The following is a 25,381-nucleotide window of genomic DNA, read 5'->3' as shown; positions in this document are numbered from 1 at the left end:
CTTCGATGCTGCGTTTGGATGGAATTCGCTAGGCGACTGAGCTTCTGACGATTTCAAGGGGCTTGCGATTCTCGCGCCGCAGGAACTTCTGTGTCTGTTCTTTGCGGGGATTGTCGATCACCTCTTCGGCCGTGCCGATTTCGCAGACTTCGCCCTGGCAGAGAAAGGCCACGCGGTCCGCCGATTCCCGAGCGAAATTGATGTCGTGCGTGACAACCACCATCGTCATGCCTTCGCTCTTCAGGAGGCGCATGGTCTCAAGCACTTCGCCGACAAGTTCGGGATCCAGGGCGGAGGTGACCTCGTCGAAGAGCATGTAGCTCGGCTCCATTGCAAGCGCTCGGGCGATGGCGAGACGCTGCTGCTGGCCGCCTGAGAGCTGAGACGGCAAGCTGTCGCCCTTGTCGCCCAGCCCCACATGCTCGAGGTGCTTCTGCGCAAGTGCGCGCGCCACAGCGCGGCTTCGCTTTGAGACCACCCGGGGTGCCAGCGCGACATTTTCCAGCGCCGTGAGGTGCGGGAAGGCGTTGTACTGCTGGAAGACGATGCCCAGCTTGCTGCGCAGCTTGTTGATATCCGTCTTCGGATCGTGGACGCTGATGCCGTCTACGAGGATCTCGCCACCCTGGATCGGTTCGAGCCCGTTGATGCATTGCAGGAGCGTAGATTTTCCCGACCCGCTCGCGCCAATGAGGCAGACGAGTTCGCCCTTTTCGACCGTGAGATCGATGCCCTTGAGCACGATCACCGATCCGAAGGCCTTCTGGACGTTGCTGATGCGGATCATACGCGGACCTTTCTTTCGAGGTGCCGGCTGTACCGGGAAACAGGATAGCAGATAAGGAAATAGAAAAGCCCCGCACCCATCAGCAGCAGCCAGGTCTCATGTGTCCTGGTGATGAGTATCTGGGTGGAACGCATATATTCGATGTAGCCGACCACGCCTGCGAGAGCGCTGTCCTTGATCAGGCTGAGGACGAGCCCGATCCACGGAGCCAGACCCGTCCTGAATGCCAGGGGCATGGATATGTACAAGAGCTCCTGGTAGCCGTTCATGCCGAGCGAGCGAGCGCTCTTGCGGTATTGAACCGGGACTGAGAGCAGGCTCGCCCGGACCACCTCGGCAGTTACTGCCGACATCCAGGCACCAAGTGCGACGGTACCGAACCAAAAGGGTGAAGTGCCGAAGCCCAGGATCGATAGAAGGCTGTTGGCGAGTATCAGCTGGATGATCATCGGCACGCTGCGCAGGATGTCGATAAAGGGGGCCGTGGCGATCCTCACGGTCATTGACACGGTGCGCAACCAGCCAAGGACGATCCCGGCAAGGGTGCCGACAAGGGTTGCTGCGGCGGCCAGCCTGACGGTGTTGAGCAGCCCCTGAGCCAGGAAATAAGCATCCGACCAGGCGAGGCCTTGGTTTGCGAACTGAAACTGCACGCCTAGCTCCTGTATATGAGGCGGAAGGCCAGGTGGGACGAGAACTGCAGCCCTTTGGCGATGAGGTAATAGATCAGCGCCGTGACCAGAAAGAACTCGAATGTCCGGAAGGATGCGGACTGCGCGTACTGCGTGGCGCCCGAGAGCTCCTGCAGTCCGACCAGCATGCCAAGCGAGGTGTTCAGCATTCCCCAGATGCCTTGAGTGACATAGGCGAGGAAGATCACCTTGAACATCTGTGGAAAGATCACATGGATGAAGCTCTGCGGGCTGGTCATGCCGAGTGAGCGCGAAGCCGACAGCTGCTGTCGCGGGATGGCGTTGAGACCACCCCTGAAGATTTCTGTCATGTATCCGGCGTTGTTGAAGGAAACGGAGATGAGGACGGCGGCGTAGCTGGGGATGTTGATGTGGAAGGCGCCCAGCCCGAAATAAAATAGATAGAGCTGAAAGACAGCAGGCGTGTTGCGCGACAGCTCCACCCACCAGGTCGAAAACCGGTAGGCCCATCCCTCGCCCTGCTGGCGCGCGACAGCCATGGGCATCGCAATGAGCGTGCCGATAATGAAGGCGAGAATGGTGATCTGGATCGTCACCCAGGCTCCGGCCAGCAGCAGGGGCAGTGAATCCCAGACTATGGACCAGTAGAACTGATAGCCGTTCATGCCAATCATCCCATGCTCATGCCGGCAGGGTTTTCCTGCCGGCATAAGCTCTATGCTTAGAAGTTAATGCCTTCAGCTGTCAGCGGCGGCAGCGGACCATTGCCGTAGTACTTGTGGTACACCTCGGCCCAACGCCCGTTCGAAACCTGAGTGAACACGAAAACCCGCGCCCAGTTCAGGAATTGTTGGTCGTCACGTTTGAGGGCAATCGATCCGAAGTCGGCGAGAGGGGCAAGTCCGGCCATCACGAACTCTGGGAACTGACCACTTTGCGATAGCGAGTTGAAGACGGCGACATTGATCACGATGGCGTCGATCTTGCCCTGCTGCAGAGCCAGGAAGGTTTCCGCATCGCTCGCAAAGCCGGTGTAGGTCGCACCCGTACCCTCCCAGCCCTTGCCCAGCTCATCCTTGAAGAGTTGCTCAGGCGTGGTGCCAACGACACCACCAAGCTTCTTGGATGCCAGGTCAGAGTATTTGGCGATGCCGGTGTCCTTGCGGGTCACGACTGCCATGACGTTGTTGGTGTATGGCTGGGTGAACGCCACGGTCAGCGCACGTGCCGGGGTCGGCGTAGTCGAGGCGATAAGGACGTCGATGCGGTTCGAAACCAGCGCCGGGATACGATCCGGCGAAGGCGTCTCGATGATTTCCGGCTCTGCGCCAAGCGCCTTTGCCATGTCCTTGCAGTACGTCACGTCATACCCGTCGGGCTCGTTGTTCGAGTCGCGGAAGCCGGCAGGCGGACTGTCCAGCATGATGCCACAACGCAGCTTTTTGTTCTTGATGATCGTGTCGAGCGCGGAGTCGGCATGCGCCTGACCAGCCAGCGTGAATGTGGCGACCGCCGTAGCCAGCAGAGCCCTCATAACCATTTTCATTTCATTCCCCTTTTCTTTGTTGCAGACCAAGTAGTTTGTTGGCTGAGCAATTGAGACCGCTCAACTCGCCTTTCTCGCCAGCCTGGGTGTCACGCCGAGAGCTTCGATAGGTCCCACTTCCTTCTCGATCAGGGGCACGACTTCGTTCTTGAATCGAACGAGCGAGCGATGCGCCAACTCGATTGGCATGCAGCCGAAGGAGAAGTTGCAGGTGTAGTTGCTTGGATTGAGACGTTTGATGTCCGCGACCATCTTCTCGGCAACGGCGTGCGGATCGCCTACCACCATGTTGTCCGCATATTGGTCGAGCGTGTACTCGCCTTCGAACGTCTGGTTGCTGATGTAGCTGTTGTCGTCCAGCGGCGGCGAGGCTTGGCGCAGATAATGCGCCATACGCCCCACGTACCGGGCCCGCTCCGCCACGACCAATGCCTCGCTGCGGCTGTCGGTTATGGCCAGGTACTGCATGATCGCCAAGGGCTTGGTCGAAGGCTGCTCGCCGATGGATGTCCAGGCGTCGTTGAGCCCGTCGACCATCTTGTAGAGCACGGGCGATCCGAGCGTGCTGGCTGCAAGGAACGGGACCGCCTTCCACTTCTTGAAGCGATCGAGAAGCTTCGGGTGGGAGGAGGTCACAAAAATCGGGGGAAGAGGCTTCTGCTGGGTGCTGATCGCGAAGCTGGTCTTGGGGAGGGAAATGTACTTTCCCTTGTACTCGACCTCGCCATCGACGAGCGCTCTTTCGATGACGTCCCAATACTCAAGGAAAACGTCGACCCTGTCGTCCAGCACGATGTTGTAGCGATCAAACTCATAGCGCTGATAGCCGGTACCCAGGCCGATGACGAGGCGGCCCTCGGTCTGTGTGTCGGCGACCGCGATCTCCTGGGCGACACGAAGCGGATTGTAGAGCGGCAGCACGATAACGCCCGGGCCTAGCTTGATCCGCTTGGTCCATCCGGCCGCGTAGGAACACATCATCAGCGGCGACGGCGAACTCGAATAGTTGGCGAAATGGTGTTCGGCGAACCACGCGACATCGAAGCCGAGCTCATCGGCGGTCTCCACCATTTTGCGGGTATCGCGCATCACGCCCTGGGCACCGTCGGGATGATCGCGAAGCGTCATCAGGTTAAAAAGGCCAAGCTGCATTCATTTGCTCCTAAGATCCCTCGGCGACGGCTGTCGACGTTGGTAAACAGTCCTATCCAGCCTTCTGCAGGACCATGGGTGAAGTCAGCGCGTAGGCGCCGTTATGGTAGATCAGCGGGTCGACATCGGAGGCAAATGCCACCCCTGCGACCCGCCCGATGATGATGTCGTGCGTGGCATAGGAGATCGCCTGATCCATCTCGCAGAACAGGTTCGCCTGCGCGCTTGCCAGGTAGGGGATGCCGTCCTTTTCGGTCCACTCGCCAATGTCGAAACGCCTCTCGGACGGCCGTCCGCCACTGAAAGAGTTGGATATGTCAGCCTGCGAGGCCCGAAGCACGTTGATGCAGTATTGCCCCTCTTCCTTGAGCGGCACATTGATCGACGAGTTGCGGTTGACGCACGCAAGGATCGAAATGGGAGCGAAGCTGAGCGGCGTGACCGACGTGACGGTAATGCCATATCGGCGCCCGTCGTGCCTGCACGAGATCACGCAGACCGTCGACGCCACGCGCCGCATCGATTGCCGGAAATGCTCGGTACTCAGGTCCTGCGAGAGCATTATTTGCTTCCTTGTTCCCATCTTCAAAATTGCAGATTGTCTACAATCTGTCAATGTGTTTTTGGACCACCCCGCTCCAGACGAAACTGCCTTGTTTAATGGTGGTCGTGCGCTCCGTCAGGGCCCGGGAGCGGGAATTGCCTGGCCAGATCCTCGACTTGCTCCGCAGATAGATATCGCGGGTTGAGACCGCGCAGCAGAAGGTACAGCTTTGCTGTTTCCTCGAGTTCCTCGATCGCAAAGACGGCGCCCTCAAGGTCCTTGCCGGTCACGACCGGCCCATGGTTGGCCAGCAGGACCGACGTATATTTGCCGGCCAATCCCTTGATGGCCCCGGCGACCGCCGGATCGCCCGGCCTGAAATACGGCACCAGCGCCGTTCGGCCAGCGCGCATGAGATAGTACGGCGTCATCGGCGGCAGCACCGACTTCGGATCGATCTCGGGAAGCATCGTGACGGCGACCGAATGCGTCGAATGCAGATGCACCACAGCCCGAGATCCTTTGACTGTGTCGTAGAGCGCGGAATGCAGGGGGATCTCCTTCGTCGGCTTGTCGCCCGAGACAAGATTGCCCTTTGCGTCAAGGCGGGAAATGGACGCTGGATCCAGAAATCCGAGCGACGCGTTTGTCGGGGTCACAAGCCAGCCGCCTTCGTCGAGCTGAACAGAGATGTTTCCCGAGGAACCGGGGGTGAGTCCGCGATCGAACAGCGACCTGCCGAAGCGGACAATCTGTTCACAGAGTTTCGTCTGATCCATATCACCCGAGATTCTAGGCGCATGGCACGAAGCCAAACGCACTGAGCTTACCCACGGACGCCAACCTGAAAATCTCAAAAGTGCGGCGACAGCCCGTTGCAGATTGTAGATAATCTGCATTATGATTGGATTGAAAGCAAGAGGTTGGATACGCATGTCTGCTGGCAAAAGCGCGGAAAAATCAAACGTCGCCGTCATCGGGTTGGGCTCGATGGGGTTTGGCATGGCGAGTTCGCTTGTGCGACGCGGACACGCGGTCGTCGGCTACGATCCCTCCGCGACCGCTGCGGAAAGGCTGGTTGCAAGCGGCGCGCGGATAGCGGAATCACCGAGCGAAGCTGTTGCCAATGCGAGCGTCGTCCTCTGCGTCGTCGTGAACAGCGCGCAGACCGACGCGGTGCTTTTCGGCGACGGCGGCGTGTTCCCGGTGATGCCACCGGGCTCGGTATTCATTTCGTCAGCGACCATGGCGCCGTCGGAGGCAAAACGCCTGTCCTCGCGCCTCGCGGAGCGCGAAATCCTCTATCTCGACGCCCCGATCTCGGGCGGCGCAGCGAAAGCCGCGAACGGCGCCCTGACGATCATGGCGTCGGGCAGCCCGAATGCCTTCGCACGGGCGCGGCATGTCCTGGATGCGGTCGCGGCGAAGGTCTATCGCCTGGGCGACGAACCCGGCATCGGCGCTTCGGTGAAAATGATCAACCAGCATCTGGCAGGAATCCATATCGCGGCCGCATGCGAGGCCATGGTGCTCGCATCCAAGCTCGGCTTGGACCTCTCCACTGTCTACGAGGTCATAACCGCGTCCGCGGGAAACTCCTGGATGTTCGAGAACCGTGTCCCGCATATCCTCGATGGCGACTACAGGCCGCTGAGTTCGGTTGAAATATTCGTCAAGGATCTGGGCATTCTCCAGGACATGGCTCGGGCCGAACGATATCCCGTGCCGCTCGCAGCGGCGGCCCTCCAGATGTATCTCGCGACCTCGGGCGCAGGCATGGGACATGACGACGACGCGTCGGTTGCACGCACCTATGCCAAGTTGTCCGGCGCATCGCTGCCAACAGCCAAGGCGGCATCATGATCGATCTCGCCGCATGATACGCTTCGCCGCCAACCTCACCATGATGTTCACGGAATGGTCGTTCCTTGACCGCTTCGAGGCTGCCGCGGAAGCCGGCTTCGGAGCCGTGGAATTCCTGTTCCCCTATGAATTCGCACCCGAAACCGTAGGCAGCCGACTGAGGGCATGCGAACTCGAACTGGCGTTGTTTAATCTTCCTCCCGGAGACTGGGCTGCGGGCGAACGCGGCATCGCTGCCCTGCCGCATCGCTTCGAAGAGTTCCAGTCAGGCGTCGACAAGGCGCTGGACTACGCCCCGGCGACTGGCGTGCGCTCCCTCCACATGATGGCCGGCCTTGCGGACCCGTCAGACGCAGAAGCGTTGAGAAGCTACAGGCGTGCCGTGGACTTCGCCGGATCGAAGCTGGCCGCCCAAGGCCTGAACCTTCTGTTGGAACCGATCAACGGCCGCAGCATGCCCGGTTATTTCCTGAACGACTTTGCGCGTGCCGCAGCATTTATTGAGGAACTCGATCACCCGAACGTCAGGCTTCAGTTCGACGTGTTCCATCGACAGATCATGCATGGTGACATCACCGAGAGCTTCCGGCATCTGCAGCCGCTCATCGGGCACGTCCAGATAGCTGGGGTGCCTGCACGGCACGAGCCGGATACCGGCGAGGTCAACTATCGGCACTTCTTCGAACAGCTTGAGACGAGCAATTATTCCGGTTTCGTCGGCTGCGAGTATCAGCCCGCTGGCGAGACGAAAGCTGGCCTTGGCTGGTTTGCGCCGTATAGGGGGCGCAGGCAGTGACGGTCATTCTCGCAGCCATAGCCGACGACTACACCGGGGCCTCAGATCTTGCGAACACCTGGCGCAAATGCGGCCTTCGAACCGTCCAGACCATAGGAGTCCCGGTCGATAGCCGTCTGTTCGAAACGATTGATGCGCTTGTGGTCTCGCTGAAGATCCGTTCCGTGCCGGCTGTCGATGCGGTCGCAAGTGCGCTCGCCGCCGAGGAATTGCTCCGGCGGATCGGCGCCCGCCACGTCATGTACAAGATTTGCTCGACCTTCGATTCGACCGATGCGGGCAATATCGGTCCGGTTACCGATGCGTTCATGGAGCGGGCTGGACAGGACTGGACCGTGGTTACGCCGGCGTTTCCGGAAACCGGACGCACCGTCTACAAGGGGCACCTGTTCGTCAACGATGTCCCACTCAACGAAAGCGCCTTGCGGCACCATCCTTTGAACCCGATGCATGACGCCAATCTTACGCGTGTTCTTGCGAGGCAATCCAAGCACGCTGTTCACAGTCTCGACTGCCAGACGGTCGCACTTGGCCTGGAAAGCTGCAGAGCGAAGATCGCCGCAATGCCTGGCCGGCGGAAATCGATCATCGCCGACGCCATCCGGGACAGCGATCTCGATGTCCTCGGCCAATTGGCGTCCGGCGGCGCCGTTTCGACGGGTGCGTCCGGACTTGGCTACGGACTCGCAAGGGCCGCTCTGGCCGCACGCCCAGCCCGGGGATCAATGGCTAACCTTGCTGCTGTCGGTGGCCGATCGGCGGTCATTGCCGGCAGCTGTTCCGCCCGGACACTGGAGCAGATCGATGCCGCCGAAAGACATATGCCGGTGCTACGCCTTGATCCGCAGCGCATTGTCTCCGGCGGCGGCGGCGCCGTCGAAGAGGCCCTTGAATTCGCTCGACGGCAGCTCGCGGCTGGGCCAGTGCTCATCGCGTCCTCCGGCAGCCCCGATGCGGTTGCAGCCCTCCAGCGGCAGCACGGCAAGCACGAGGCCGGGCAGACGATCGAGAACGCCTTGGCGGAAATCGCCATCGGGCTCGTCGACGCCGGCGTTCGGCGGCTCGTGGTGGCGGGAGGCGAGACCTCGGGCGCCGTGGTGGACAAGCTGGCGATCGGCTCGTTCGAGGTCGGCGATGAACTTGCCCCCGGCGTCCCGATGCTGCGCACCATCGGATACCCGGGAGGCGAACTGATGATGGCACTCAAATCCGGCAATTTCGGCGACGTAAACTTCTTTGCGGAAGCGCTTGCGAGGCTCGATTGAAAACGAAGAGAGGATACGACGGCCGAAAGGAACGTGGGTCGGGCTGATCCGTCGGTTTCGGCTCTGGCCGCCTGATAGACAGGGTTGCTTTCTCTCTGTGAGCGACCCCCGAGCCAGCCGCTTACAATTTAGTACCAACATCAACGATCGGAGAACCATCATGACCAGTAGCTTTGAGGGCAAAACCGTCGTCGTGTCAGGAGCGGCGGGAGGTGTCGGCCGGGCTGCAGTTTCACTTTTCATCGAAAACGGTGCCAAGGTATGCGCAACAGATCTCAACCCGGCCGTCGACGAACTGGAACGAGACTCGCCCGATCATGTCGTCGCGGTTGCCGCTGATGTCACCAAGGTCGCTGACGTCGAGAAAATATTCACGACGGCAGAACAGCGGTTCGGTCCGGTCGACGTGCTCGTCAGCAACGCCGGCTTCATCATTTCGAAGTCCGCTCACGAAACCAGCGAGGATGAGTGGGACGCTGTCATGAATGCGAACGCCAAATCCTTCTTCCTGATGTCGAGGCGCGCGCTGCCTTCGATGCTCGCGCGTGGCCACGGTTCGATCGTCGCGACGGGATCCATTTCAAGCGTCGTCGGCTTGCCGGAACAGGCAGCCTATTGCGCGGCCAAAGGCGCCCTGCTTCAACTGGTACGACAGATGGCCGTAGATTATGCTTCCCGAGGCATCCGTGTGAACGCTGTTGGAGCAGGATCAATCAATACGCCGTTCCTGACTCGCTACCTCGAAGGCCTGGACGACCCAGCCGCAGGCGAGGCGGCCATCAAGAGCGCCCATCCCATTGGCCGCTGGGCCGAACCTAGTGAAATCGCCGATGCCCTTGTCTATCTTGCTGGTCCGAACGCGTCATTCGTGACAGGGCATATCTTGATGGCCGACGGCGGCTACAGTGCCCGGTAGCATCATTGTCATCTCAAGCCTCGCCGGCCTGCGTGGTGGCGAAGGTGCGGGGCAGAACATCAGCTACACCGTCGCCAAGCATGCGCAGGTCGGCGTGGTCTGCGCGGCGGCCCGGGCGCTCGCGCCGCGCGGCATCCGCGTCAATGCCTCAATCCAGGTCCGATCCACAACACGTTCCAGCACGAAATCGAGAACCGCATCAGCGCGATCAGCGGCGTCAATGTCACGGAGGCGGTGAACAAGGCCGTTCCGTTGCAGCGCCACTCCGACCCTGACGAGGTGGCCAACGTCGCCCTCTATCTGGCATCCTCAATGAGCAGCTACGTTACCGGCCAGGTGCACGTGGTGGATGGTGGCCTGGGGAGTTGACCCGATGCGAGCGGGAACGGCCGATAGTGAACCTCACCATCGGGTGCGCACGACACTCCCATCGCTGACCTTGGATGCAAGAATTCGGAGAGCAAGCCCTGCCTCCCAAATTTGTAGTTGGATGGGCTCTCTATTGCGCGAATGGCTGGAGACGAACGCCTATCTCCCGGTGCGTCCCATCGAGGAGAGAATCGACGGGAGCGAATAGTAGCGATGACGCCGTCCTCATTCGTCTTTCCAAACGACGCACCGCGTTGATCTTCGCGCCGGCGGTCGTCGGCGCTCTAAGAAAGATGGCGTATAACCCGCAGTCCTGCGCGCGTCCGCAACAGTGGACAGTTGTCGCGCGCGGGACGGAGGAAATTCGCCCCCGCCGCGGGCGGTGAACGGGACAGCCGTAGGAGCGTCAGCATAGCGCCGGCCGCAGACCGAGACGCGGGACCGACTGTACCCGTCCGCGGCGGTCCGCATTTTTTGCGTCACGATGGAAGCCGACCGGGCGAAATCGCGCACAGTTCCAGTTCTCGACAAGTCCGGCGGCTGATCGGCGACGACGGTCTGCCTTCGGCGACCAAAGGCATTGTCGCCGCTCGACTTATCTCGCTCAGCCGCAGCAACGAAGCCGGAACTGGTGGTTCGATGAGTGGGGGGAAAGGCGGTAGCGCTCTCCCGCTACCACCCTAAACCCACTATCGTACGTAATAGTGGGATCTTGTCTGTGGCGCTCCTCGGCCACCGCGCGTTCTCCAGCATACCGCGCTTGGGGGAATGTGTTGCCGCCGATGAGGGCGGCAAGCTTGCCTTTGACCTCGATCTCAATATCCTGTCGCGGCCCTTTGGGATGAACCGTCACACAATGAACGAGCGCGCGGAAGCTCTTGACCAGCACGCCCCGATCGTCATCCGCCTCGGCGTGATGAGCTAAGACCGAAGCGAGCTCATCGACCGTTTTGACATACTTCTCTATCGCTGCCGGATGCAGAGTAAGGGTCGATGGCGCCTCGTCAAGACTGGCAAGTTCTGCCTCCGCCTCGATGCGTCGATCTTTCAACTCGGCGATACGCTCTCGGGCGTCGTCATCACCAATAATTCCCTTGAGCACCAGGTCAATGCTGCGTTGTCGCTCGGCTTCAATCCGTGCGATCTTTGTCTCAAGGGTGACCCGAACGTTGGACGCACGGGCTGCTAGCCGTTGACGCTCTTCATTATAATTCCGGACGTAGATCTCAATGAGACGCGGGTCCTTCAGCTCGTCACGCATTCCATCCAATACAGCATTCTCCACGCTCCGCAGGTAAACTATGCGACGATTGGGACAGCTGCCGCTCTCACGAACTGTCGAGCAGCGGATTCGTGTTTTGCCAGTCTTGTCGCGATCGTGCACCGACATGCCCGAACCGCAGCAGCCACATCGCAACAGGCCCGAGAGGAGATGCGGTGGCCGACGTTTCACGTTCAATTTCAGACGAGATCTTTCTGTCTTCAAGTCCTGCGCGCGTCGCCATATCTCTTCGTCAACGATACGCAGGTGTGGGACATCAATCGTCTGCCACTGGTCGCGGCTATTCGGACGGGACAGACGCCTGCCGGTATCTGGGTCCTTAACCATCCGAACCTTGTTCCAGACGATGCGCCCAAAATAGAGCTCGTTCAAAATCAGCCCCGCGCCGCGTTGTGCGTTTCCGTTGATGGTAGAGGCGTTCCAACGAGTGCCGCGAGGCGGACAAACCCCCTCGCGATTGAGATCTTGTGCGATTTCGCGTGGTGGCCGGCCAGAGGTGTAGGCCGCAAAGATCCGGCGAACTACCTCAGCCTCCTCTTCAACGATCTCCAGTCACCGGGACGCCCAAGAACTGCCCGATACCCGAATGCGCGACCGCCGGCGTGGCGCCCGTCGCGAACCACTCCGGCCATTCCTCGACGTACCTTTTTTGCGCCATCCTCGCCCACCAAACCTCGTATTCCGATCAAGATTGCGTCAGCTGTGCCGTCGTGAACAGCTTGGATCTCGATCCCTAGGAATGACAGTCGTTTGTGCAGTCCAGCGAGATCCTCCATGTCGCGCGAAAGGCGATCGAGTGCCTCAACAATGACGACATCAAACTTTCGTTCGCGCGCCGCATCCATCAATCTCATGAGGCCGGCACGGCCAAACATCGAAGCTCCCGAGCGAGCTTTGTCCTCGTAAGCCGCAACCACATCAAGCTGATGCCGTGCTGCATACGCGCGACAAAGGACGATCTGGTCATCGGTGGATTTCTCGTTCTGCAGCTCGGTCGAGAACCGGGCGTAAATGGCTGCGCGTATCATTCACGAACCTCGCCGTTGCAGCCAATTGCTTCGACGACATCCAAGTTAGGTGTCGAAGCAGATAGCCTCACAGCGAGATGATCGCGCCTAGCGTCGGCAATCGCAAGAGCTTCCACGAACTGAACTAACGTGGGATCGAGCGCATGCTCCAACGCCTGACGCATGCAAGCACTTGGCCCCGCAGCATTCCGTTTGTTCTCCGACTGTTTCATCGGAGTGAAGGATGTGAGGCCGTGCGGTGCTAAGGAAGAGGGCCAGGCGCATGGTCGTACAGATCGGATGCGACGACGTGTGAAAAGGACAGCCGCCAGCAAGATCATCTGCTGAGTTTGTTGGACACTTGCCACCTGGATGCGGCCAACCCGCTGATTGTCGATCCGAAGCCATAGGTTCAAATCACGGACTGGCTTCGACCGTTGTCCTAGCTCGCCCCGACGGGTCGCACTGCGGCCGTCAGCCGGCAATTGCTATGAACTAGGAAACCATCATGCCTGAAAATATCAGACTAACTTCGAGAGACGTCCCCCTCATTCAGCTAGGCCTCTATCAGTGCCGCTTCCCGGTGAGCGAAGACCCGTCAGTACCCGGCGGTTATCGTTTTTGTGCTGGGCCAACTTCGCCGGATCGCGTCTACTGCGATCATCACCACAACATTGTGACCGCCGTGGACCCTCGTCGAGCCCGCTCGGGTCTCCACCTCGCTCAACGACGCGTCGCGTCAGTCTGACTGGCGGCGGCCTCCCGGCCAGGCGCTATGCGCCCCAAGGCCTTGGCTACGACCTTTCCGTCGGCTCGGTCTGGCCCATCCTCCCTTATGCCGTCTTCGCCGATGTATCCCCGGTCGCCCGATTGAGAACGACGACTTCTCGCCGAAGCGATCGCTTCGGAATGCCGTCGTAGCCCGACCGGAAGCTCAGTGTGCTTTTGTAGAGGTCGAGGTCCAATCCAACGTCTGGACTCCACTGGAGTGCCTGCACTCGAGAGCGATTGGCTCTGCGGCAGCCGATAAGGACCAAATGCGCCATCTGTAGACCTTCGTTGAGGACTGCGGCGATGTGGGAAACAGGATACAAAGTGGCCCTTGTGGGAGGCGTCCACGGCGTGACGGCCGGATTGAGGTGCGCGCCCGAGAGTGGCCCAATCGCGTAAGCCAGGGCGGTTACAGCGATGCCGAAGCTGAGGCCGATGCCAAGCGACCGAGCCGGCAGCAGCCCGCCAAAACCGCCTGTCACCACTGACGCGCAGCCGAAGACAAGAAGGTGCCGAAAAGCTCGGCGGCGACGCTTTCATGAGCATATCCCCTTGGAATTGTGAGGCCTCACTCTTCACGACTTGGAGCCGAATGCAGTGCGCCGCTGCGGCCATGGACCGGATTTGTTTGCCGCAGCGCAGCGGGTAGCCACTGCGCGCGCGGACAACCGTCCGCCACGACAGTAAGCGGAAGATGCGGCTGTGTGCAGCTAGATCTCTACCGCACACGGACGGATAGGATACCAAGCGACGCGCTTGCCGGGTGGCGTCAGACGCGGTTGGGGGGATTTTTTCGATCGAGACCCGATGATCCTGAACTTCGCGCAGGCCCGCGATAGTCTCGGCCAGAACGCGCGATGCAGCCCGGTCCTCTTTGGACGATAGGCACCCCAAAATTGAACCACCCCGCCTGTCACCGTCACGTCGGAATCGCCGACCGATGATCATGGCTCAGCCGGGAGTGCCTCCAGGAGTTGATCCCGAATACTGCTGTGTTGGCCGCGGTTCGGACGAGTGGGCTTTCTCTAGCAGTCGCCAGCGGCGATCCAGTCCGGACACTTCGGTGCTTCCGCCGCCCGCAATGCGCTCAGAAATCCATATCCATGTCGTGATGATGATGCTCGTGACCGGGAAGCTCCGGCGGCGGCGGGCCAGGCACTTCGGCCACCATGACTTCCGTTGTAAGGAGAAGACCCGCAACCGAGGCCGCGCCCTGGAGCGCCGTTCGCACCACCTTGGCCGGGTCGATGATGCCCTTTGACACCAGATCCCCGTACACGCCCGATTGGGCATCGTAGCCATAGGCGTTGTCGTCGTTTTCGAGGATCCCGGCGATGACGACCGAGCCTTCCAGGCCGGCATTGATCGCGATCTGCCGAGCCGGCCAGGTGATCGCCTTCCTGACGATCGCGATGCCGACCTGCTGGTCCTCGTTGCCGCCCTTGAGCTTCTTAAGCGCCCTGCCGGCGCGCAGCAAGGCGACCCCGCCGCCCGGGAGAATGCCCTCTGCGACCGCGGCTCTTGTCGCGTTCATCGCGTCATCGATGCGATCCTTCTTTTCCCTGACCTCGACTTCGGTGGCACCGCCGACCCGGATCACGGCGACGCCACCGGCGAGCCTGGCCAGCCGCTCCTGGAGCTCCTCGCGGTCGTAATCGGAGGTGGTTTCCGCAAGCTCGAGCTTGATCTCAGCGATGCGGGCCTCGATGCTTGCCCGCTTGCCGGCGCCGCCGACGATCGTGGTGTTTGCCTTGTCGATCATCACCTTCTTGGTGCGCCCGAGCATATCGAGGGAAGCATGCTCGAGCTTGATGCCCAAATCCTCCGAGATCACCGTTCCGCCGGCCATCAGCGCGAGATCCTGCAGCATCGCCTTGCGGCGGTTTCCGTAGGCCGGCGCCTTGACTGCTGCAACCTTGAGAGCGCCGCGCAACTTGTTGACCACCAGCGCCGCAATCACCTCACGCTCGACATCCTCGGCGATGATGAGCAGCGGCTTGCCGGCCTGCACCACCTTCTCCAGCAGCGGCAGTATTTCGTTCAGGCTGGACAGTTTCTTCTCACTGATGAGGACATAGGCATCCTGCATCTCGACCCGCATCTTTGCGCGATTGGTGATGAAATGGGGCGAGATGTAGCCGCGGTCGAACTGCATGCCCTCGACGAATTCGAGTTCGGTTTCGAGCGACGTCCCGTCCTCGACAGTGATCAGGCCGTCATTGCCGACCCTCTTCATGGCGTCGGCTAGGCAGCGGCCAATCTCCCTATCGCCGTTGGCCGAGATGGTGCCGACTTGCGCAATTTCGATGTTCGAGGTGACCTTCGTGGCGTTGTTCTTGAGTTCCGCGACGACGGCTTCGACCGCGAGATCGATGCCGCGCTTCAGGTCCATGGGATTCATGCCGGCGGCCACCGCCTTGGCGCCCTCCCGGACGATCGCATGCGCGATCACGACGGCGGTGGTCGTGCCGTCGCCGGCCTGATAGGAAGTTCTTGTTGCGATCTCGCGCACCATCTGGGCGCCCATGTTCTCGAACTTGTTGTCGAGTTCGATTTCTCTGGCGACGGTCACGCCGTCCTTCGTGACCCGCGGCGCGCCGTGCTCCCTACCGATCGCGACGTTGCGCCCTAGCGGGCCAAGCGTGACGCTCACCGCATTCGCCAGGGTGTCAATGCCGCGCAGCATTCTGTCGCGAGCCTCGAACGAGAACATGATTTCCTTGGCAGCCATTTCCTTGATCCTTAAGACCCAATTTTCGGGAACGGCGACGCCTCATTCGGCCGCTCAGGCGAGATTGTCCCGTGGCAGCCCAAGCCGGTTCCAGACATCGAACAGAGCTGCCGCGAGCCGATCAATCATGATGTCCTCATGACAGGGTGTCGGCGTGATGCGCAGCCGCTCAGTTCCCTTCGCCACGGTCGGATAATTAATCGGCTGGATATAGATGTCGTGCTCGCTCAGCAGCAGGTCGCTCGCCGCTCTGCAATGCGCCGGATCGCCGACTGCCACCGGAACGATATGGGTGTCGCTCAGGATGACCGGCAGCCCAGCGGCACCCAGCGCCGCCTTGACCCGCCAGACGCGGTCCTGCTGGCACTTGCGCTCCCACTGCGAGGTTTTCAGATGCCGGATCGCCGCTGTGGCCGCGGCGCAGATCGCCGGCGGCAACGCGGTGGTGAAGATGAAACCCGGAGCATAGGAACGAACCGTATCGATCAGCACAGCACTTCCCGTGATATAGCCGCCGAGGCAGCCGAAGGCCTTGGCGAGCGTGCCTTCGATCACATCGATCCGGTTCATGGCGCCGTCGCGCGCGGCGATACCGGCGCCGCGAGGGCCGTACATGCCCACAGCATGGACCTCGTCGAGGTAGGTCATTGCGCCGTAACGATCGGCGATTTCGCAAATGCGATTGATTGGCGCGACGTCGCCGCCCATTGAATAGAGACTTTCGAAGACGATGAGTTTTGGCCGATCCGGATCCGCCGCCTTCAACAATTCCTCGAGATGATCGACGTCGTTGTGGCGGAAGATGCTCTTCTCCGTACCGGACTGGCGGACGCCCTCGATCATCGAATTGTGGTTGAGCGCATCGGACAGGATCAGACAACCGGGGATCAGCTTGGCGATAGTCGAGATGCCAGTCTGGTTCGAAACATAGCCGGACGTGAAGACCAGTGCCGCCTCCTTGCCGTGGAGATCGGCAAGCTCGCCCTCAAGCTCTACGAGCGGATGGCTGGTGCCGGAGATATTGCGCGTCCCGCCGGCCCCCGTTCCCAGGCGGGTAGCAGTCTCCACCATGGCGGCGACCACCTTTGGGTGTTGACCCATCCCGAGATAGTCGTTGGAGCACCAGATCACGACGTCCTTCGGTCCATGCGGGGAATGCCACACGGCATTGGGAAAGCGCCCGGCGATGCGCTCCAGGTCCGCGAACACACGGTAGCGCCGTTCCTCCTGCAGACGCGCGATCGCATCCGCAAAGAAACCGTCATAACTCGTAATGCCTGGCTCCACGATATTGCCTTGCCCATCGGCCATATCGCCCGCATTTCCGGTCGTCGGAGGTCCAAATCGCCGCGGCGCAATGACGTTCTTTACGCCGCCGGGTTTGCCGGTGTGCAACGCTGTGGATTCCGCCATCGCCCGATTCCCCTGCTTGCATACGAACGATGTCGAAGCGCAATGCGCGCCGGTCCCGCTCGCATCGTTCCTCACGACCCGCGTTCAGGAAGGTCGAAGTTGAGCTGCAGCATTCGCGCTATGTTTATCAGAATCGTCTCGCAGACCTTATCTTGATTGGGATCCAGATATTTGACAGTCCAGTTTGCCCCGTTCTCCTTGGTTTCGAGCCGCTGAATCACAAAATCGGTGACGTGCTCGCATCCCGGCTCCTTATGAAGATCCGCGAGGATCAATGCCTTAAGCTCCGAAGCTTCCTTTGTATGCCTTTGCATGGCCGCTTTCCTTCCGGATGACAACTGCTATGCATTGATCAACTGCATAATCGTGATCTCCATCATGCCAGGGCTCGTGTCATCGCACCAATTCACCCAACACAGCGGCAATACCGCTGCTTGGTGTGTCAGAGTCTAGCCCCTCCACGAATTGCCCCTGTGGGTTCATGATGTATATGTAGGTGCCATGATCCATTAGGTAGTCGTCATCGCCCGCCTCGCCCTGGCGCGCCACACCATAGGCGCCATATGCCTCCGAAACCGCAGCGATCTGTTGCGGGCTGCCGGTCAGCCCGACGATCCGCGGATCGAACGCCGCGGTAAAGCTTCCCATCACCTCAGGCGTGTCGCGTTCGGGATCGACGGTGATGAAGAGCGGTTGCAGTTTTGCGGCGTCGGGGCCGAGTTCCTTAATCGCCGCGGCGATTGAGGACAGCGTCGTCGGACAGATGTCGGGGCAAGACGTATAGCCGAAGAAAACCAGCAGCCATTTGCCGCGATAAGTCTCATCCGTGACCGTCGTTCCGTCCGGCGCCGTGAGCGTGAATGGGCCACCGACCGTCACAGGCGCCGTGTCAGCTCGCACGAGCGGTTGGCAGATCGACAGGGCCGCTGCGAATATGATGCAGAAGAGGGGATGCGGACCGTAGGCCCAGGGGCGGAGGAGTCGATGCCGTCGCTTCATCAAGGACCTCCGGCACTTCGAGAATGACGCGCCAAAACCCCCGCGTGTGTTTGTGATTAACAAACTCGCCTAAACCAACCCACTTTATCATATTTTGTTGCTGGATGGCTAGACATGGCACTGGTTTGGCTCTATTTTTGAGAGTTGCCCCTCATCTCTCTTGAAGGAGGTGGCTTTTATGATGATTCGCGAATTGATGAGCGGACTAGCGGCGATCTCTTTCGTTGCGATAATGTCCGCGTCTGCGCAAGCCTACGAAGTGGGTCCGGTCACGGGAGGCGGAACGATCGAGGGTACGATCGTCTACCGCGGCGACGTGCCGACAACAAAGATCATCCCCACCAAGAATATCGAGGTGTGCGGCGACCCCCGCGAGGAGCCGCTGATCGAAGTCGGCAGCGATCAGGCCGTGCTGAACGCGGCGGTGCAGCTGGTCGACGTGGCACAGGGAAAGGCCTGGCCGCAGCCCGGAAAGCTGCCTGAACTTAACAACCTCAAATGTCGCTTTGAGCCCGCGGTGCAGATGATACCGGCCGGTTCGTTGGAGGTGGTCAACAGCGACCCAGTGCTCCACAACACCCACGGCTATTATGGCAAGCGCACCGCCTTCAACCTGGCGCTGCCCAATAAGGGCCAGCGCATACCGGTCGAACTGAAGCGTGCCGGCACTGTCCGCATCGATTGCGACGCGCATGGCTGGATGGAGGGCTGGGTCTATGTGGTGGACAATCCCTACTACGCGGTCACCGGCGCCGATGGCAAATTCAGCATAACCGATGTTCCGCCGGGGGACTACAAGCTCGTGGCGATCCATCCCTTCACCGGGCCCATCGAGCAGCCCGTCACGGTAGAGGAGAATAAGGCCACCAGTCTGACGATTGAACTGAAAAAATAACAAAATGGGCGACCCACTGATTCAACAGGGTCGCGTTCCTGCGAGAAGACCGACGCTTTAAGAAACGGTCTGCACTGAGGAGGAACCCTGATGTCTGACGAGCTTGACCGCATTCGGCGCGAAATGCATGCGGTGCTGCAGCAGCCTGGCGTACGCCCCGACGACTCGCTCCAAATCACCCGCCGCACCTTCATTCACAGATCGCTGCTGTTCGGCGCTGCTTCCGTCGGCCAGACCTTCGCGTGGTGGCCGCTGCTCAACACCATCGACGTCGCTCACGCCGCCGAAGCGCCCTTCAAGTTTGCCTGGATTTCGGACACCCATCTCTACGAGAGATCGCTCAACACGCGCTTCGTCGACAAGGTGGTGCGCGCCGTGCAAGAGGTCCAGGCCATGGATCCGCCGGCCGACTTCCTGATCTTCGGCGGCGACCTGGCCCAGCTCGGAAAGATCGAGGAACTTGAGCTTGGCGTTGAGCTCCTCAAGGATCTGACGATCAAGAAATACTACATCCCGGGCGAGCATGACTGGTATCTGGATATGGGCCAGAAGTGGGGCGAGTTGTTCGGCCAACCCAACTGGACCTTCGATCACAAGGGCGTGCGCTTCATTGGGCTCGATACGGTCAGCCGGGGACCGGACTACTGGACAGCGAAGAAGATGACGCCAGAGGAGCGCATGGGCCATATGGCTACCCTCGACGGCACGGTTGCCGGCGCGTGGGCCGGCGTCGGCCGCGACCAGCTCGACTGGATGCAGAAGACACTCGCCGACTGGGATAAGTCCAAACCGATCGTCATCTTCAGCCATAATCCGCTGTACGAGTACTACCCGCCCTGGAACTTCTGGGTGCGCGACTGGCGCGAAGTGAATGACGTGCTGAAGCCTTATACCAAGGTCACCAACATCCACGGTCACGTGCACCAGGTGCTCTACAACGAGATCGGCAGCATGCGCTCGATCGGCATGCTGGCGACCTCCTGGCCGTGGCCGTATGCGCCGGAAGGCTTGCCCAAGCTTACCAAGCCGATGATCCGTGTCGATCCGGGCGATCCCTTCGACGGGGTCGGTTGGGAAACCGTGAACGTCAACGCCGACGATAAGGTCGATGTCGAGTACATCATGTGGGGCCGCAAGGAGGTGTTCGTCCAGTCGCCGGAGGACCACGACAAGAGCATTGCGGAGGTCATACGGTCACGCATCGCCGACAAACAGTACCCATGGGCAAATCCATAACGGTGGTGGCTATGATAAACACATCGACATTCCTCTGCATTCTGAGGCGTTCCATCGTCGCCGGAGCAGTCGTCGCAGCTGCCGTCGTCGGGCCGGCCAGTGCCAACAAGGATCCGGTAACGCCAAAGCAGCTGAAACTCTATCAAGAAGCGTTCATGGAGGAGGTCAGGAAAGGAGACCTCCTGTTCCATGGTGATGCGGCGATGAAGGAGCAGTTGGGCGTCAAGCTGTCGACCACCGGGTGGGCCTGCGCCATGTGCCATCCGATGGCCTCCGATACCCACCCGCAGGCGTTCCCGAAGTTCCAGGCGTCGATGGCCAAGTTCGCGACACTGCGCGACATGATCAACTGGTGCATCGAGAAACCGAGCCAGGGCGAGAAGATCGATCCCGAATCGGAGGCGATGAAGGCGCTCGAGGCGTACATCACCTGGTCGAACAGCGGCTCGGTGTTGGTGCCAGGCAAATACTAGTCTCGTCGATAGCCGGGGCACCGGCTTCAGGGAGCGCGAAGCGAGTCCGCCATCGGAGTGACACCTCGATGGGGAACGGTGGGCTTAAAGCAGTCGTGCGGCCCTTGAACCGCGCGGGGAGGGCCATGCGTTGGCAGAGACTGCGATGGAGCTGCGCGGCAAGTTCGCGAATGTGGACCTGGATGCGCTGGTCGACAAACGGGTCGTGCGGACCTGGCTTTATTTCGGCATGTTCTGGCTGATGGTGACGCCATCCGTCGGCGTCATGATCTCGGGCACCTTCAACTACCCCGACTATCTCGGATCGGGGAACCTCGAGCTCACCTTCGGCCGGCTGCGCCCGGTCCACGTCAACGGTGTCATCTTCGGCGCCTTCTCGACGCTTTTCATCGGCCTTTGCTACTATCTCGTGCCGCGTCTGTCGGGGGTGCGGGTGATATGGTCGGAGTGGTCGGTTCTTCTCGCATGGGTCTGGAACGTCGCAACGCTTGCCGGTTTGGTCGGCTTGCTGCTCGGCGACAGTGACGGTTTGGAAGCCGGAGAGCTTCCGCTCTACGCGAAGGTCGCATTCTTCATCGTGGTGGCTGTTGCTACCGCGCAGTTCCTGATCACGATCAGTCGAAGGCTGGAGCCGGCGATCTATGTCGCGCTATGGTACCTGATCGCCACTTTCGTGTGGACGACGATGAACTTCGTGCTTGGAAGCTTCATCCTGCCATACACGATCTCGGGCATCAACAGCGCCGCCTTCCATGGCCTCTATCTCCACTACATCGTCGGGCTGTGGATAACGCCCGCGGGCTACGTGATCATCTACTATTTCCTGCCGGTCAGCGCGCGAAATCCGCTCTATGCCCATAAGCTCTCGCTGGTAGGCTTCTGGTCCCTGGCACTGTTCTACCCGTTCGTCGGCATCCACCATTACCTCTACAGCCCGATCGCGGACTGGGCCGAGACCTTGGCCGTCGTCACGTCGATGCTGCTGATCATTCCGGTGTGGACGGTGCTGGTGAACTTCTTCGGCACCATGATGGGCAGGTGGCATGAGTTCGGCAGGAACTTGCCGGCGAAGTTCCTGATCATGGGCTCGCTCATGTATCTCGTCGGCTGCTTCCAGGGCTCGACCGAGGCGCTGCGGCAGCTGCAGCAGCCGACCCATTTCACCGATTTCGTCATCTCGCATTCGCATCTCACCGTGTTCGGCACCTTCGTCGTCTGGGCGATGGGGGGCCTCCTCTATACTTGGCCGCGGCTGTTCGGGCGCGAACTCTGGTCCTTCAAGCTCGGCAACTGGTCGTTCTGGCTGATCACCGTCGGCATCACGACCATGGGCCTGGTCCTCACAGCCGGCGGGCTGCAGCAGGGTTATCAATGGATGAATGGGGTCGAATGGCTCGACTCGCTCGTCTGGGTGAAGCCCTACTGGCTGGCGCGGACCCTGGCAGGCATCAGCATGGATATCGGTATGTCGCTGCTGGTGGTGAATCTGATGCTGACCGCACTGACCAGCCCGGCGGCTGAGGCGCGACGCGCCCGCGGGCCGGTGGAGGCGCCTATCCCGGCCCCGGCGGGAGGGCCCGCGCAGTGAACGTTCGCTTCTTCGCGCTGTTCGCCGGCGTCTTCTGCATCACCCTTGCGGTGATCACGCAGGGCGTGCTGCCCTTCGTGGAGCCGTCCTCGCGAACTACGCGCGTGACCTCGGTGGTGCGCACGGATTTCGGCCAGCTGAAATGGACGGTTTCAGAAGCGACGGACTACACCGAGCAGCAGCGTCGCGGCCGCAACATTTACCTGCGCGAAGGCTGCTGGTACTGCCATTCGCAATTCGTGCGGCCGGTGACCGGCGAGATCCGCCGCTGGGGACCGGTCAGCGAGGCGGGCGAATACGCCTATGACGTGCCGCACCTGTTAGGCACACGCCGGATCGGACCGGACCTGACGCGCGTCGGCCTGAAATACAGCGACGAATGGCACCTGGCGCACTTCTACAATCCGCGGATGCTGGTGCCGGACTCGATAATGGCGCCGTATCGCGGCCTCTTCCACGAGCCCGATGCAGCCGTCCGTATCGTTGACGACGGCGCTGGCAATCGGACCCTGGAAAGGACAGAGGTCACCAAAGGCCTGTTCGACTTCGACAGCAAGCAAGCGATCCAGCTGACGCCCAATGCGTACGGGTTGCTGTTCGTGCCGCTGAAGGCGCGCGAAAGAAAGCCGATCATCCTGACGCCGAACGACGAATACACAGGCGAAACCGTCAGCATCGCGGCGGAGACGGAATCGCTGGCGGCGCTTGTTTCCTACGTCCAGAAGCTCGGCACGAACCGGGGTAAATGGCGCGATCTTTTCGAGCCGCAAAGCCTGGAGGTCATGGATGCGACGATGCCGCGCTCCGAGGAATGGATTGCTTATGGCAAGGAAGTCTATGAGCGCCGCTGCATCGGTTGCCACGGTGCCAAAGGCGACGGCAACGGGCCGGCCGCCACCTTTATGTTTAACCAGCGGCCCAGGAATTTCACGTCCGCAGTCTTCAAGTTCAGATTGACAAAGGAGCCCCTGCCCACGGACGGCGACATGCTGCGCACCATTACTCGCGGCATCCGCGGCACGGCAATGCCCCCTTGGTACGAACTGCCGCTCAACGATCGCCTGGCGGTGATCCAGTACATTAAGTATGAGCTAGCGGTTGACCGTTCCAATCCCGCCAGTCCTTACGCTTTCTTCGTCGAGGAACCGCCTGGCCCACCGTTGTATATCGGGCGCCCGCCGACCCCGTCCCAGACGATGCTGGACCGTGGCAAGGAGGTTTGGCAGGTGGCGAAGTGCTGGGAGTGCCACGGCCAAGCTGGCAAGGGCGACGGCGAGAAGGCGGCGGGCCTTAAGGATGATATCGGGTTCGCCACCGTGCCGGCCGACCTCACCAGCGGCCAGTTCAAGTCTGGCCCGGCCGTCGAAGACATCTTCCGGACGATAACTACCGGCCTCAGCGGCACGCCGATGCCGTCCTATCGGGATGCCTTTCCGGACGAGGACCGGTGGGCGCTTTCCTATTTCGTGGTGGCGCTTTCCGCCTATAAAGACCCGCTCTCGCTGCAGCCGCTGTCGATCAAGAAGGAGACCCGCGCGGCGCTGAACGATCTGAAACTGGTCGCTGACAAGCCGGAGCGAGCCTATGTGCCCGATCCGTCGGTGCCGGCGTCCGGCCCGCCAGCTCCGCCTGGCGAGGAACAGGCGCCCACCGGAGGTTAGCGCATGCTCGGTTTTGAAGTCACCGGACCCTATGCGGGCGCCATGCTGATGAGCCTGGCGGCCCTGTTCTTGTTCATCTGGGGCGTCCTATCCGGCGCGTTGAGCGGCACCGATAAAGCCGCCAACGGGTTTTTTGAAAGGGAAATGGAGAATGAGCGATCTGCAGAGCAGCGATCCGGAGAGCCCGACGCATCCGGAACTGGATGTGCGTCAAAGCTCGCACCCTGAACTGGAGGACTATGCCGGCGGCCTGATACAGGCGCGTGTGGGATTCATTCCGCTATGGCTTCTCGTCGTCTACGTGCTGCTGTTCGCCTGGGGGCTGTACTACATGTATGTTTATTGGGGCGGGCTCGGGCCCGGCCGTCTGTTCTAAGTAGACGGTCGCAAGGGCTAGCAAGACAGGAGTGATGGAGACGATGATAGCCAAAATTCTCCTTGGGGTCGCCGCATTGAACCTCCTTTTCCTGTGCTTCGAGGTGGCGATAAACGTGCTTCGTCTTTATTTCGGCTGACATAGGAGCAGCGGATGCTACATGATACCGTCTTCAAGCTTGCTGACGCCGGCTTGCCGCAGATGCTTGGCTTCCTCATCTATGGCGGCTGCACCGTCGGCTTTATCCTCTTTCTTTTGTATCTTGTGCGGCAATAGCGCCGCGTCCGCGCCACTGCGCAAACGCCAATGATGTACTACCTCGTGATCTTCGCCGCTGGATTTGCAGGCAGCTTTCATTGCATCGGCATGTGCGGCGGCTTTGCCTGCGCGCTGGGCCGCGATCAGCGAGGGGGAGGCGCAACCGTCCTTCGCCACCTGCTCTATAATACCGGCCGATTGACAACCTATTGCTTTCTGGGGGGGCTCGCGGGCGCGATCGGTCAGGTCATCTGCACCACGCAAGGGCTAACGGCGGCGCCGCTCTTGAACGGCTCCCTCGACATCGCCCAACGAATTCTCGCGATCGTCGCTGGCCTGCTCATGATTGCCATGGCGTTGCAGTTCTTCGGCTTGCTGCAGGTCTTTCATCGCCTTGCGATCGGATTTGGCGGCAGCACATTTGCATTGTCCCTGCGCGGTCTGTTGACGGCCCGGAGCAGCGCCGCACCGCTCGCCTTTGGCGTTTTCAACGGCTTCCTGCCATGTCCCTTGGTCTATGCCTTCGCCGCTCAGGCGGCGAGCACCGCCGGAGCGCTTCCCGGGTTTCTCGTCATGGCATCGTTCGGACTGGGAACCTTCCCCGCGATGTTGATGATGGGCGGCGTTGGCCGGATACTCGGGCCAGCCTGGCGGCGGCGCGGCGTGCGGCTGGCTGGTGGCTTTATTCTTTTGCTCGGTCTCATCACGCTCGGCCGTGGTCTCCTGCCTTCCGACGCGCATATCGGCCTTGCCTGGCCGGGCGGGCATCCCGCATGACTGCGCATGGCGATATCCTCTGT

Annotated in this window: 28 protein-coding genes; 14 read left to right on the top strand and 14 right to left on the bottom strand. The window is 60.7% G+C overall.

From position 1 onward, the window contains the following. Positions 1 to 28 precede the first annotated feature (28 nt). The 7 genes from NKH29_RS26875 to otnC all read right to left on the bottom strand — a co-directional run bounded on the left by NKH29_RS26875 (position 29) and on the right by otnC (position 5,461). Entirely contained in the window at positions 29 to 787 is a 759-nt protein-coding gene (locus tag NKH29_RS26875) for an amino acid ABC transporter ATP-binding protein (RefSeq protein ID WP_023718646.1), read from the bottom strand. Continuing rightward, positions 784 to 1,440 carry an amino acid ABC transporter permease gene (locus NKH29_RS26870; protein WP_023718647.1) on the bottom strand — a complete coding sequence of 219 codons (657 nt, stop codon included), beginning with the start codon at positions 1,438 to 1,440 and terminating at the stop codon, positions 784 to 786. The genes NKH29_RS26875 and NKH29_RS26870 overlap by 4 nt, the downstream gene beginning before the upstream one ends. 2 nt (positions 1,441 to 1,442) lie before the next feature. Further along, a complete protein-coding gene (locus tag NKH29_RS26865; RefSeq protein WP_352494528.1) occupies positions 1,443 to 2,105 on the bottom strand; it encodes an amino acid ABC transporter permease in 663 nt (220 codons plus the stop codon). A 56-nt stretch (positions 2,106 to 2,161) separates the two neighbouring features. Continuing rightward, positions 2,162 to 2,986, bottom strand: coding sequence for an ABC transporter substrate-binding protein (locus NKH29_RS26860; protein WP_352790422.1), 825 nt, complete (start codon positions 2,984 to 2,986; stop codon positions 2,162 to 2,164). 60 nt (positions 2,987 to 3,046) lie between these two features. Beyond that, the gene (locus NKH29_RS26855) at positions 3,047 to 4,138 is read right to left on the bottom strand and encodes an LLM class flavin-dependent oxidoreductase (RefSeq protein WP_023718650.1); all 1,092 of its coding nucleotides are present in this window, start codon (positions 4,136 to 4,138) and stop codon (positions 3,047 to 3,049) included. A gap of 52 nt (positions 4,139 to 4,190) precedes the next feature. Next, the gene (locus tag NKH29_RS26850; RefSeq protein WP_023718651.1) at positions 4,191 to 4,700 is read right to left on the bottom strand and encodes a flavin reductase family protein; all 510 of its coding nucleotides are present in this window, start codon (positions 4,698 to 4,700) and stop codon (positions 4,191 to 4,193) included. Between the two features lie 95 nt (positions 4,701 to 4,795). Then, on the bottom strand, positions 4,796 to 5,461 hold the full coding sequence (gene otnC / locus NKH29_RS26845) for a 3-oxo-tetronate 4-phosphate decarboxylase (RefSeq protein ID WP_023718652.1): 666 nt from the start codon (positions 5,459 to 5,461) through the stop codon (positions 4,796 to 4,798). A gap of 154 nt (positions 5,462 to 5,615) precedes the next feature. Between otnC and ltnD the strand changes: the two genes are divergently transcribed. From ltnD to NKH29_RS26815, 6 genes are all read left to right on the top strand, one after another. Next, positions 5,616 to 6,545, top strand: coding sequence for an L-threonate dehydrogenase (gene ltnD / locus NKH29_RS26840; RefSeq protein ID WP_023718653.1), 930 nt, complete (start codon positions 5,616 to 5,618; stop codon positions 6,543 to 6,545). 13 nt (positions 6,546 to 6,558) lie between these two features. After that, the gene (otnI, locus tag NKH29_RS26835; RefSeq protein WP_023718654.1) at positions 6,559 to 7,341 is read left to right on the top strand and encodes a 2-oxo-tetronate isomerase; all 783 of its coding nucleotides are present in this window, start codon (positions 6,559 to 6,561) and stop codon (positions 7,339 to 7,341) included. Next, positions 7,338 to 8,606: a 3-oxo-tetronate kinase gene (gene otnK, locus NKH29_RS26830; RefSeq protein ID WP_023718655.1), complete on the top strand. Its 1,269-nt coding sequence runs from the start codon at positions 7,338 to 7,340 to the stop codon at positions 8,604 to 8,606. The genes otnI and otnK overlap by 4 nt, the downstream gene beginning before the upstream one ends. Before the next feature lie 97 nt (positions 8,607 to 8,703). Then, on the top strand, positions 8,704 to 9,522 hold the full coding sequence (locus NKH29_RS26825; RefSeq protein WP_352790427.1) for an SDR family NAD(P)-dependent oxidoreductase: 819 nt from the start codon (positions 8,704 to 8,706) through the stop codon (positions 9,520 to 9,522). Next, positions 9,512 to 9,760: an SDR family oxidoreductase gene (locus tag NKH29_RS26820; protein WP_023718657.1), complete on the top strand. Its 249-nt coding sequence runs from the start codon at positions 9,512 to 9,514 to the stop codon at positions 9,758 to 9,760. The genes NKH29_RS26825 and NKH29_RS26820 overlap by 11 nt, the downstream gene beginning before the upstream one ends. Continuing rightward, entirely contained in the window at positions 9,685 to 9,891 is a 207-nt protein-coding gene (locus tag NKH29_RS26815; RefSeq protein ID WP_353001011.1) for an SDR family oxidoreductase, read from the top strand. Before NKH29_RS26820 ends, NKH29_RS26815 begins: the two co-directional genes overlap by 76 nt. 604 nt (positions 9,892 to 10,495) lie before the next feature. Here NKH29_RS26815 and NKH29_RS26810 read toward each other — a convergent pair. The 7 genes from NKH29_RS26810 to NKH29_RS26775 all read right to left on the bottom strand — a co-directional run bounded on the left by NKH29_RS26810 (position 10,496) and on the right by NKH29_RS26775 (position 18,094). Then, on the bottom strand, positions 10,496 to 11,686 hold the full coding sequence (locus NKH29_RS26810) for a recombinase family protein (RefSeq protein WP_352964337.1): 1,191 nt from the start codon (positions 11,684 to 11,686) through the stop codon (positions 10,496 to 10,498). Positions 11,687 to 11,694: 8 nt separating this feature from the next. Further along, positions 11,695 to 12,201: a recombinase family protein gene (locus NKH29_RS26805; RefSeq protein WP_352494532.1), complete on the bottom strand. Its 507-nt coding sequence runs from the start codon at positions 12,199 to 12,201 to the stop codon at positions 11,695 to 11,697. An 812-nt stretch (positions 12,202 to 13,013) separates the two neighbouring features. After that, positions 13,014 to 13,433 carry an aquaporin gene (locus NKH29_RS26795; protein WP_352515656.1) on the bottom strand — a complete coding sequence of 140 codons (420 nt, stop codon included), beginning with the start codon at positions 13,431 to 13,433 and terminating at the stop codon, positions 13,014 to 13,016. 605 nt (positions 13,434 to 14,038) lie between these two features. After that, positions 14,039 to 15,682, bottom strand: coding sequence for a chaperonin GroEL (gene groL / locus NKH29_RS26790; RefSeq protein ID WP_352494533.1), 1,644 nt, complete (start codon positions 15,680 to 15,682; stop codon positions 14,039 to 14,041). Between the two features lie 54 nt (positions 15,683 to 15,736). After that, positions 15,737 to 16,993 (bottom strand): 5-aminolevulinate synthase, encoded by a 1,257-nt coding sequence (gene hemA / locus NKH29_RS26785; RefSeq protein WP_353001009.1) that lies wholly within the window; start codon positions 16,991 to 16,993, stop codon positions 15,737 to 15,739. Positions 16,994 to 17,166: 173 nt separating this feature from the next. Continuing rightward, the gene (locus tag NKH29_RS26780; RefSeq protein WP_027154144.1) at positions 17,167 to 17,409 is read right to left on the bottom strand and encodes a hypothetical protein; all 243 of its coding nucleotides are present in this window, start codon (positions 17,407 to 17,409) and stop codon (positions 17,167 to 17,169) included. A 79-nt stretch (positions 17,410 to 17,488) separates the two neighbouring features. Further along, the gene (locus tag NKH29_RS26775) at positions 17,489 to 18,094 is read right to left on the bottom strand and encodes an SCO family protein (RefSeq protein ID WP_352790430.1); all 606 of its coding nucleotides are present in this window, start codon (positions 18,092 to 18,094) and stop codon (positions 17,489 to 17,491) included. Between the two features lie 196 nt (positions 18,095 to 18,290). Here NKH29_RS26775 and NKH29_RS26770 point away from each other — a divergent pair, with 196 nt between their 5' ends. From NKH29_RS26770 to NKH29_RS26735, 8 genes are all read left to right on the top strand, one after another. Further along, positions 18,291 to 18,989: a carboxypeptidase regulatory-like domain-containing protein gene (locus NKH29_RS26770; RefSeq protein ID WP_502897183.1), complete on the top strand. Its 699-nt coding sequence runs from the start codon at positions 18,291 to 18,293 to the stop codon at positions 18,987 to 18,989. Between the two features lie 90 nt (positions 18,990 to 19,079). Further along, complete coding sequence (locus NKH29_RS26765; protein WP_023718667.1) at positions 19,080 to 20,225, top strand: metallophosphoesterase family protein; 1,146 nt, start codon at positions 19,080 to 19,082, stop codon at positions 20,223 to 20,225. Between the two features lie 11 nt (positions 20,226 to 20,236). After that, positions 20,237 to 20,698, top strand: coding sequence for a c-type cytochrome (locus tag NKH29_RS26760; protein WP_023718668.1), 462 nt, complete (start codon positions 20,237 to 20,239; stop codon positions 20,696 to 20,698). 145 nt (positions 20,699 to 20,843) lie between these two features. After that, positions 20,844 to 22,286, top strand: a complete 1,443-nt coding sequence (locus tag NKH29_RS26755) for a cbb3-type cytochrome c oxidase subunit I (protein WP_023718669.1) — start codon at positions 20,844 to 20,846, stop codon at positions 22,284 to 22,286. Next, positions 22,283 to 23,947 carry a cbb3-type cytochrome c oxidase subunit II gene (locus NKH29_RS26750; RefSeq protein ID WP_023718670.1) on the top strand — a complete coding sequence of 555 codons (1,665 nt, stop codon included), beginning with the start codon at positions 22,283 to 22,285 and terminating at the stop codon, positions 23,945 to 23,947. The genes NKH29_RS26755 and NKH29_RS26750 overlap by 4 nt, the downstream gene beginning before the upstream one ends. A gap of 151 nt (positions 23,948 to 24,098) precedes the next feature. After that, positions 24,099 to 24,323 (top strand): hypothetical protein, encoded by a 225-nt coding sequence (locus NKH29_RS26745; protein WP_023718671.1) that lies wholly within the window; start codon positions 24,099 to 24,101, stop codon positions 24,321 to 24,323. 153 nt (positions 24,324 to 24,476) lie between these two features. Beyond that, the gene (locus NKH29_RS26740) at positions 24,477 to 24,599 is read left to right on the top strand and encodes a hypothetical protein (protein ID WP_023718673.1); all 123 of its coding nucleotides are present in this window, start codon (positions 24,477 to 24,479) and stop codon (positions 24,597 to 24,599) included. A gap of 30 nt (positions 24,600 to 24,629) precedes the next feature. After that, on the top strand, positions 24,630 to 25,358 hold the full coding sequence (locus NKH29_RS26735; RefSeq protein WP_031193909.1) for an urease accessory protein UreH domain-containing protein: 729 nt from the start codon (positions 24,630 to 24,632) through the stop codon (positions 25,356 to 25,358). Positions 25,359 to 25,381 lie beyond the last annotated feature (23 nt).

This window comes from Mesorhizobium sp. M1295 (assembly GCF_040318135.1).
Classification (GTDB): Bacteria; Pseudomonadota; Alphaproteobacteria; order Rhizobiales; family Rhizobiaceae; genus Mesorhizobium.
This window is presented reverse-complemented; position numbering and strand designations above follow the sequence as displayed.